We start from the raw sequence: 7,458 nt of genomic DNA on the forward strand, positions 1-7,458 counted from the left end.
TACCAGGTTAGGATACATTCATGGAACAAATTATTATTTTTGATACCACGCTGCGTGATGGGGAGCAAAGCCCCGGCGCGGCAATGACCAAAGAAGAAAAAATCCGCATTGCGCGCCAGCTGGAAAAGCTGGGTGTGGATGTGATTGAGGCCGGATTTGCAGCTGCCAGCCCCGGAGACTTTGATGCGATTTCAGAAATCGCCAAGGTGATTAAAACTTCTACCGTGTGCTCGCTGGCCCGTGCCAGTGAAAATGATGTGCGCCGTGCCGGTGAAGCCATCAGACATGCCGCCAAAGGCCGTATCCATACCTTTATTGCCACCAGCAAAATCCATATGGAAAACAAGCTGCGCATGACCGAAGACCAAGTGGTCGAGCGTGCGGTACAGGCAGTGAAGTGGGCACTCGAGTATACCGAAGACGTTGAATTCTCTGCCGAAGATGCCGTACGTTCCGAGATTGATTTTCTGGTGCGTGTATTTGAAGCCGTGATTGATGCCGGTGCCAAAACCATCAACGTGCCGGACACCGTCGGCTACAGTATTCCTTCGGTGTGGGGCGAGCGCATGGCTGAACTGATCAAGCGTGTCAGAGGGGCGGACAAAGTAGTCTGGTCTACCCACTGCCATAATGATTTGGGCATGGCGGTTGCAAACTCCCTGTCTGCCGTGATGAATGGTGCCCGCCAGGTCGAATGCACGATTAACGGCCTCGGTGAGCGTGCGGGTAACGCCAGCCTGGAGGAAATCGTGATGGCGATTAAAACCCGAAGCGATATTTTTAACCTCACCACGCGGATTGATACTACCCAAATTGTGCCTGCCTCCAAACTGGTCTCCACCATTACCGGTTACCCGGTACAGCCAAACAAGGCGATTGTTGGTGCCAATGCGTTTGCGCATGAATCCGGTATTCATCAGGATGGCGTGCTTAAACACCGCGAAACCTACGAAATCATGCGCGCCGAAGATGTGGGTTGGGGTGCGAATAAACTGACCTTGGGTAAATTGTCCGGACGTAATGCTTTCCGCACGCGTTTGAAAGAGCTGGGGATTGAGCTTGAAAGCGACGATGCCTTAAATGCCGCATTTGCGCGCTTTAAAGAACTGGCCGATAAGAAATCGGAAATTTTTGACGAAGATTTGCATGCGCTGGTGAATGATGAAGTGGTGCAGGATACTGCTGAATTATTCAAACTGGCTTATCTGCAAGTCGCTTCGCAAACCGGCGAAATCCCGCATGCAGTATTGACCATCAACCGTGATGGTACCGAGCAACGGACCGAAGCCACTGGCGGCGGTCCGGTGGATGCCACCTTTAAAGCGATTGAAAATGTGGTCAATAGCGAGACAGAATTGCTGCTTTATTCAGTGAATAACATCACTAGCGGCACCGATGCGCAAGGCGAAGTGACGGTGCGTTTGGCAAAAGGTGGCCGCGTGGTTAACGGGCAGGGCGCAGATACTGACATCGTGGTGGCATCAGCCAAAGCCTATCTGAATGCGTTAAACAAGCTATATGCCAAAGCTGAGAAGCTAAATCCTCAAGTCGATTAATTGCATCCAATCAGTTAAAGCGCATTTGATAGGTGCACTTTAACGATTGAACATTCATCATGGTTTTTCATGAAATAAAGTTTGAATGAATGTTTTAACCGCTTGAAGGTTTATTCAGTAGACCCCTCACTTTTTAAATGACCCTCAACCCTAAGTCATCAATAAATGAAATGTTCCATACAGTGGTCCAGGTTGTAAGGGATTTGAATGTCATCTAGGCAAAAATGGCTGTTAATCATCAGTGCACTGGCCTGCACTTACCTCATATGGGGCTCGACCTACCTCGCGATCAAATATGCGATTGAGAGTTTTCCGCCATTTATCATGGTCGGTATTCGTTTCACAGTTGCCGGGGCACTGCTTTACGCCATCCTGCGAGGTATGGGTTACGCCGCTCCCAGTTTGATTCAATGGCGTGGTGCTGCCTTAGTGGGCTTGTTACTGCCGGTATTGGGCAATGGCACCGTTTCGCATGTGCAGTTGCACGTCTCATCCAGTGTCGCGGCGCTGGCGATTGCCACTGCACCAATCTGGATGGCGATTTTTTCCAGCCTGTGGGGACACAGAATCAGCCGTCGTGAATGGCTGGGTATTGCCATCGGGCTGGTCGGGATTTTGCTATTGAATACCCGCGGCAGTTTGCAGGGTGATTGGCTGAGTGCATTTCTGCTGATGTTTGCTGCAGCCTCATGGTCGCTGGGCTCTGTGTGGAGTAAACATATGGCGATGCCACAAGGCCTGATAGGTGCAGCCAGCCAGATGTTGTGCGGTGGCCTGATTGCATTTATGTTCAGCGCCGCGTTTGGTGAGCAATGGCCGGTAGAAATCAGCACACGCTCATGGGCTGCGATTGTATTCATGATTGTGTTCGGCTCTATCGTGGCATTTTCGGCTTACCATTGGTTGCTGCACAATGTGCGTCCCATGGTGGCGAGCAGTAATACTTTCGTGAATCCAGTAGTGGCATTTGTCGTCGGCGTCTGGTTTGCCGATGAGCAGATTCATGCGATGGAATATATGGCGCTGGCTGTGATTCTGGTTGGTGTGTTTCTGGTGCTGACTTCGACAACTGAAGCCATACCGGAAGAAAAGATCGTTTAATTAATTGGATTGGAACGCTGTTTTATGAAGCAAAACCTGGCCTTGTTTGACTTGGATAACACCCTGCTGGCGGGGGATAGTGACTATAACTGGAGTATTTTCCTGATTGGGGAAGGTTTGCTCGACGAGAAAACGCATAAAGCGCGTAACGAGCAGTTCTATCTCGATTACAAAAATGGCAACCTGGATATTTTTGCCTTTCTCGCGTTTCAGTTGCAGCCATTAGCGCAGCACCCGAAAGCGTTTCTGGATGAGCTGCACAAAAAATATATGACTAACGTGATCCACCCTATGATGACGCAAAAAGCACAGGCGCTGGTGAACAAGCATAAGGCGAATGGCGACCTTTGCATGGTGATTACTGCTACGAACAGTTTTGTGACCAAACCGATTGCCACCGCTTATGGTATTGAACACCTGATTGGTACTGATCCTGAAATGGTGAATGGCGAATTTACAGGTGGCGTGAGCGGCACCCCCAGCTTCCAGCAAGGAAAAGTGACGCGGTTGAACGAGTGGCTGGCCGCCAAAGGGCAAACACTGGCCGATTTTGAAACCAGTTATTTCTACAGTGACTCGCACAACGATCTGCCGTTGATGAAGCTGGTGACTAATCCTGTTGCGGTGGATGCAGACCCGACATTAACGGCTTATGCCAATGAGCATCAGTGGCCAATGATCAGCCTGCGCTAGGGGTCTTGCGCTAAACAAATCCGTAATTGTTTTAGCTTAAATTGGACAGTGCTTTAAAAACTCAGCGTTAGCGCTGTCACTGCCATTAAATTATTGTCTACGCTGCGAGTGCCATCTTTATCAAAAATGGCATCGCGGCTAGCCAGTTTGCGCAATTCATTCCGCCATACCATGCGCTGGTTAAGGCGGTAATCCATATTGACTGAATAACCGGTGGTTTGAAAACCATCATCAGTGCCAGTGTTGATAATCACACCGTGTTTGTCGTGATAGTGTTCTAGCCGCGCTGCAAATTGCAGGCGGTCTGAATAGCTGTAGCGCAATACAAGGTTTGGGCTGTACCACACATGATAGCGCTCACTTCCGGGAGCAGCTTGCTCTGCGCCGATATCAAAGGCGGTGATCAATCCCCAATGCTCATCCAGCTGCCATTGCACATAAAAATCGTGAAAGTAGCGCATCTGACGTTGGGCATCCGATTTATCGTTGCCGATAAATGAGCTGCTATTAATAGTAAGCCGGTCGCTTGGTTTATAGACCAGCTGGTGCCCGATCGCAGGCGTGGTATTGCCGTCAGGGCGATTTATGCGCTGCCAGCCAGTGAGTAATAAGCCGCTGATCTGCCATTTGTTATCCTGGGTGATGTAACTTAGTTTTGCACCGGTCTCAAAGTATGGCGAGTTATCCGCCATCAGGCTACGTGTGAGTGTCCAGTTATCCTGGCCCACCGCGCTTTCAAAACCGATATGCGAAGGCATCACCCCCATATCCAGCCACAAGTTGTTTTCTGCTGAAAGCTTAATGCCGATATTCGCTTCATAGATGTTGCGCAAACCATGAGGTTCTGCCGCATAGTTAGCCCGCATATAGGTGCCTGATCCCAAAGCCAGATTGCCGCGGAGTCGCTCTGTGCTCAAAGCAGCTTTTAACATGGCCAAATTAACACTTGGGCTATCAGTCACATGATGGCTGTAAACAAACTCCGGACGGCGATGGTTGCCTGGGTCGTTGAAATCGTGAATGTAATAAGTTTCCAGATAACCACTGAATTGAATTTCAGGGCTAGAGGTATCTCTAGACACAGGCTCGGCGAGAGTGCTTGGCTCATGCGCAAAAGCTGGATAACTAATCAATAAGCCAAGCAGCAACGGTAAAATGGACATCAGCAATATTCACTCGGATTGGATAATGGCAGTATGTAATAAGCCATGTATCAATGACGTAAACATAAGGTATGTTCACTGAATTAATTGGTCAGATGAGGGTTAGAAAATAACTGAATTTCCAATCATGTCAGCAATAAAAAAACGCACCAAAAAAGGTGCGTTTAATGTTGGATTCTGATTTCTAGCGATTCAACACTACATGCAACACGAAACGGCTGCCTATATAAGCCAACAGCAGTAGCACAAAACCAAACAGCGTCCAGCGGGTAGCGGTTTTGCCGCGCCAGCCATATTTAAAGCGGCCAAATAGCAACCACGCATAAATCAGCCAGGAGGCTATCGAAAATATAGTTTTATGGTTGAACTGTAATGGCTGGTCGAAAATTTCTTCGCTAAACAGCATGCCACTAACCAGGGTAATCGTCAGCAATACAAAACCGATATGTAACACCCTGAACAGCAAGGCATCCATCACCATCAACGGCGGGAAGCCTGGCAACGCCAGCCAGCTGTTTTTCTGGTGCAAGGCGCGCTCGGCCATGCGCATCAGGCAGGCATGCAGCGCAGCGAACGTAAACAGGCTATAAGCCAAGATGGCGATAACGATATGCAGGCTAAACAGTGACAGGCCTGCGGTATTCACGTAGTAATCTTTGATGGCAAACGCTGGCATCAGTACAAACAAGGCGGCTGGTGGTAGTACAAAAGCTTGCAGGCTGTGAAGTGCGTGCTTCAGGTCAGCTATCCAGTAAATCAGCACCGTCAGCCAGAGGATAGCCGAAAGGGCGAAGTAGACGCCAAGGTTGAATCCACCCACTGCAAACATGTCGCGGTAAAGCAGCCAGCCATGCAAAATCACGCCTAATGCCACCATGGCACTATGAAGCTGGAACGATGCCTGCGTTTCACTGGCAGGCTTGTTTTGCCTGGCAATACGCCAGTAATCCATCGCCACTGCCATATAAATAAACGCGACGACCAGATAGGGAATAAGATGCTGAATCATGGATTGCATTATGGCAAAACTCGGCGTATTCGCCTAGCATGATGTAAAATCCCTAGCTTATTCAAAGACCTGTTTTAAAGAGAGTTTACCCATGCTGGAAAACCTGACCGGCCGTTTGCAGGGCGTGATTAAAAACCTGCGCGGCCAAGCACGTTTAACTGAAGACAACATTGCCGATGCCATGCGTGAAGTGCGGATGGCGCTGCTCGAAGCAGATGTGGCCTTGCCGGTAGTCAAAGACTTTATCGCTCGCGTCAAAGAGCGCGCCAATGGCCGCGAAGTGCTGCAAAGCCTGACACCAGGGCAAGCCGTGATTGAAGTCGTCAATGACGAATTGACTGAGTTGATGGGTAAAGCCAACGTTGGCCTCAACCTGGCGGCAGTACCTCCGGTGGTGATCCTGATGGCCGGTTTGCAAGGTGCCGGTAAAACCACCACTTCAGGCAAATTAGCTAAATTACTCAAAGAACAAAAGAAAAAAGTATTGCTGGCCAGTGCCGATGTGTACCGTCCGGCTGCGATTACCCAGTTGCAGACGCTGGCGAAACAACTGGACATTGATTGCTTCGACAGCAATCCGCAGCAAAAGCCGCTCGAAATCGCTGCACAGGTGATGGAGCAGGCGAAAAAAAATTATTACGATGTGGTGATTTTCGATACCGCAGGCCGTTTGGCGATTGATGAAGCCATGATGGCAGAAATCAAAGACTTGCACGCGTTACTCAAACCGACCGAAACCTTGTTTGTAGTCGACGCCATGCAAGGCCAGGATGCTGTCAATACCGCTAAAGCCTTTGGCGAAGCCTTGCCACTGACCGGCGTGATTGTCACCAAGCTGGATGGTGACTCGCGTGGGGGTGCCGCCTTATCTGTGCGCCATGTCACAGGTCAGCCAATCAAGTTTATCGGCGTCAGTGAAAAAGTCGATGGCCTTGAGCCTTTCCATCCAGACCGTATGGCAGGCCGTATCCTCGGCATGGGCGATGTACTGAGCCTGATTGAAGAAGCGCATAAAAAAGTCGACCTCGACGAGGCGAAAAAAGTCGCCGACAAAATCAAGTCCGGCGCCAAGTTTGATCTCAACGACTTTAAGTCGCAAATGCTGCAAATGCGCAAAATGGGCGGCATGGCCTCGCTGATGGATAAAATGCCTTCGCAAATCGCCGGCATGGCCCAAAAAATCAATACTGACGACGTTGATAAATCCCTGCGCCGCATTGAAGGCATTATCAATAGCATGACCCCGGAAGAGCGCAGTAAACCCGAACTTATCAAAGCCACACGTAAAAAACGTATTGCGGCCGGTAGCGGCGTGCAGGTTCAAGATGTGAACCGCTTGCTCAACCAGTTTGAAGAAACGCAAAAAATGATGAAGATGTTTAGCAAAGGCGGCATGGCCAAGATGATGCGCGGCATGGGTGGCATGATGGGCGGTAAATTCCCGGGCATGTGAGGTCATGAAAACGGGATTCTGTCAAAATAAACTTTTTATACAAAAAAGCAAAAACAGCATTGACCAATTCCCGTAAATCCCCCATAATCGCGTTCTTTCAAATTTGACGCAAAACAGCGCAGCAAGCTAGAAAACAATGGGGTGTTAGCTCAGCTGGTAGAGCAGCGGACTTTTAATCCGTTTGTCGTGGGTTCGATCCCCGCACACCCTACCAAAATATAAAAGACGGCTTGCAGAAATGTGAGCCGTTTTTCTTTTCTCGATGCCGAAGTAATTAACTAGAGCGCCGGACTCATAATCCGTTGGTGCTGTGTTCGACTCACAGAGGGGCCGCCAAAAATATATGTAAATCAAAGGGTTACGTTAATTCGTAGCCCTTTATTTTTTTGTCATCTCGCAAAAAGTTCAACCGAGGATCTGTAATCACTCTTATCCGGCCCATATTTATGGATCTTAATTAAGGCCGATAACAATAGTATTTGT

The 7,458-nt window shown here is 49.2% G+C and carries 6 protein-coding genes and 1 tRNA gene; 5 read left to right on the forward strand and 2 right to left on the reverse strand.

The features are described 5' to 3' along the window. Positions 1 to 20: 20 nt before the first annotated feature. From ASG24_RS14165 to ASG24_RS14175, 3 genes are all read left to right on the forward strand, one after another. On the forward strand, positions 21 to 1,556 hold the full coding sequence (locus ASG24_RS14165; RefSeq protein ID WP_055872272.1) for a 2-isopropylmalate synthase: 1,536 nt from the start codon (positions 21 to 23) through the stop codon (positions 1,554 to 1,556). A 207-nt stretch (positions 1,557 to 1,763) separates the two neighbouring features. Beyond that, a complete protein-coding gene (gene yedA, locus ASG24_RS14170; RefSeq protein ID WP_055872273.1) occupies positions 1,764 to 2,657 on the forward strand; it encodes a drug/metabolite exporter YedA in 894 nt (297 codons plus the stop codon). A 24-nt stretch (positions 2,658 to 2,681) separates the two neighbouring features. Beyond that, positions 2,682 to 3,350, forward strand: coding sequence for an HAD family phosphatase (locus tag ASG24_RS14175; protein ID WP_055872274.1), 669 nt, complete (start codon positions 2,682 to 2,684; stop codon positions 3,348 to 3,350). Positions 3,351 to 3,403: 53 nt separating this feature from the next. On the opposite strand, the gene ASG24_RS14180 is transcribed toward ASG24_RS14175, so the two are convergent. Together ASG24_RS14180 and ASG24_RS14185 are read right to left on the reverse strand one after the other, a co-directional pair. Continuing rightward, on the reverse strand, positions 3,404 to 4,513 hold the full coding sequence (locus tag ASG24_RS14180) for a porin (RefSeq protein ID WP_156376582.1): 1,110 nt from the start codon (positions 4,511 to 4,513) through the stop codon (positions 3,404 to 3,406). Positions 4,514 to 4,697: 184 nt separating this feature from the next. After that, complete coding sequence (locus ASG24_RS14185) at positions 4,698 to 5,531, reverse strand: inner membrane protein YpjD (RefSeq protein WP_055872275.1); 834 nt, start codon at positions 5,529 to 5,531, stop codon at positions 4,698 to 4,700. 82 nt (positions 5,532 to 5,613) lie between these two features. Between ASG24_RS14185 and ffh the strand changes: the two genes are divergently transcribed. Continuing rightward, complete coding sequence (gene ffh / locus ASG24_RS14190) at positions 5,614 to 6,975, forward strand: signal recognition particle protein (protein WP_055872276.1); 1,362 nt, start codon at positions 5,614 to 5,616, stop codon at positions 6,973 to 6,975. 138 nt (positions 6,976 to 7,113) lie between these two features. Next, a tRNA-Lys gene (locus ASG24_RS14195) sits at positions 7,114 to 7,189 on the forward strand. The last annotated feature ends 269 nt before the right edge of the window (positions 7,190 to 7,458 follow it).

The organism is Methylophilus sp. Leaf414 (assembly GCF_001425425.1).
In the GTDB taxonomy this organism is placed as follows: Bacteria; Pseudomonadota; Gammaproteobacteria; order Burkholderiales; family Methylophilaceae; genus Methylophilus.

What these genes read in the sequence shown, in the direction of transcription:
- ASG24_RS14180 (WP_156376582.1), bottom strand. Translation starts at nt 4,513, where the DNA reads ATGTCCATTTTACCGTTGCTGCTTGGCTTATTGATTAGTTATCCAGCT.
- ASG24_RS14185 (WP_055872275.1), bottom strand. Translation starts at nt 5,531, where the DNA reads ATGCAATCCATGATTCAGCATCTTATTCCCTATCTGGTCGTCGCGTTT.
- yedA (WP_055872273.1), top strand. Translation starts at nt 1,764, where the DNA reads ATGTCATCTAGGCAAAAATGGCTGTTAATCATCAGTGCACTGGCCTGC.
- ffh (WP_055872276.1), top strand. Translation starts at nt 5,614, where the DNA reads ATGCTGGAAAACCTGACCGGCCGTTTGCAGGGCGTGATTAAAAACCTG.
- ASG24_RS14175 (WP_055872274.1), top strand. Translation starts at nt 2,682, where the DNA reads ATGAAGCAAAACCTGGCCTTGTTTGACTTGGATAACACCCTGCTGGCG.
- ASG24_RS14165 (WP_055872272.1), top strand. Translation starts at nt 21, where the DNA reads ATGGAACAAATTATTATTTTTGATACCACGCTGCGTGATGGGGAGCAA.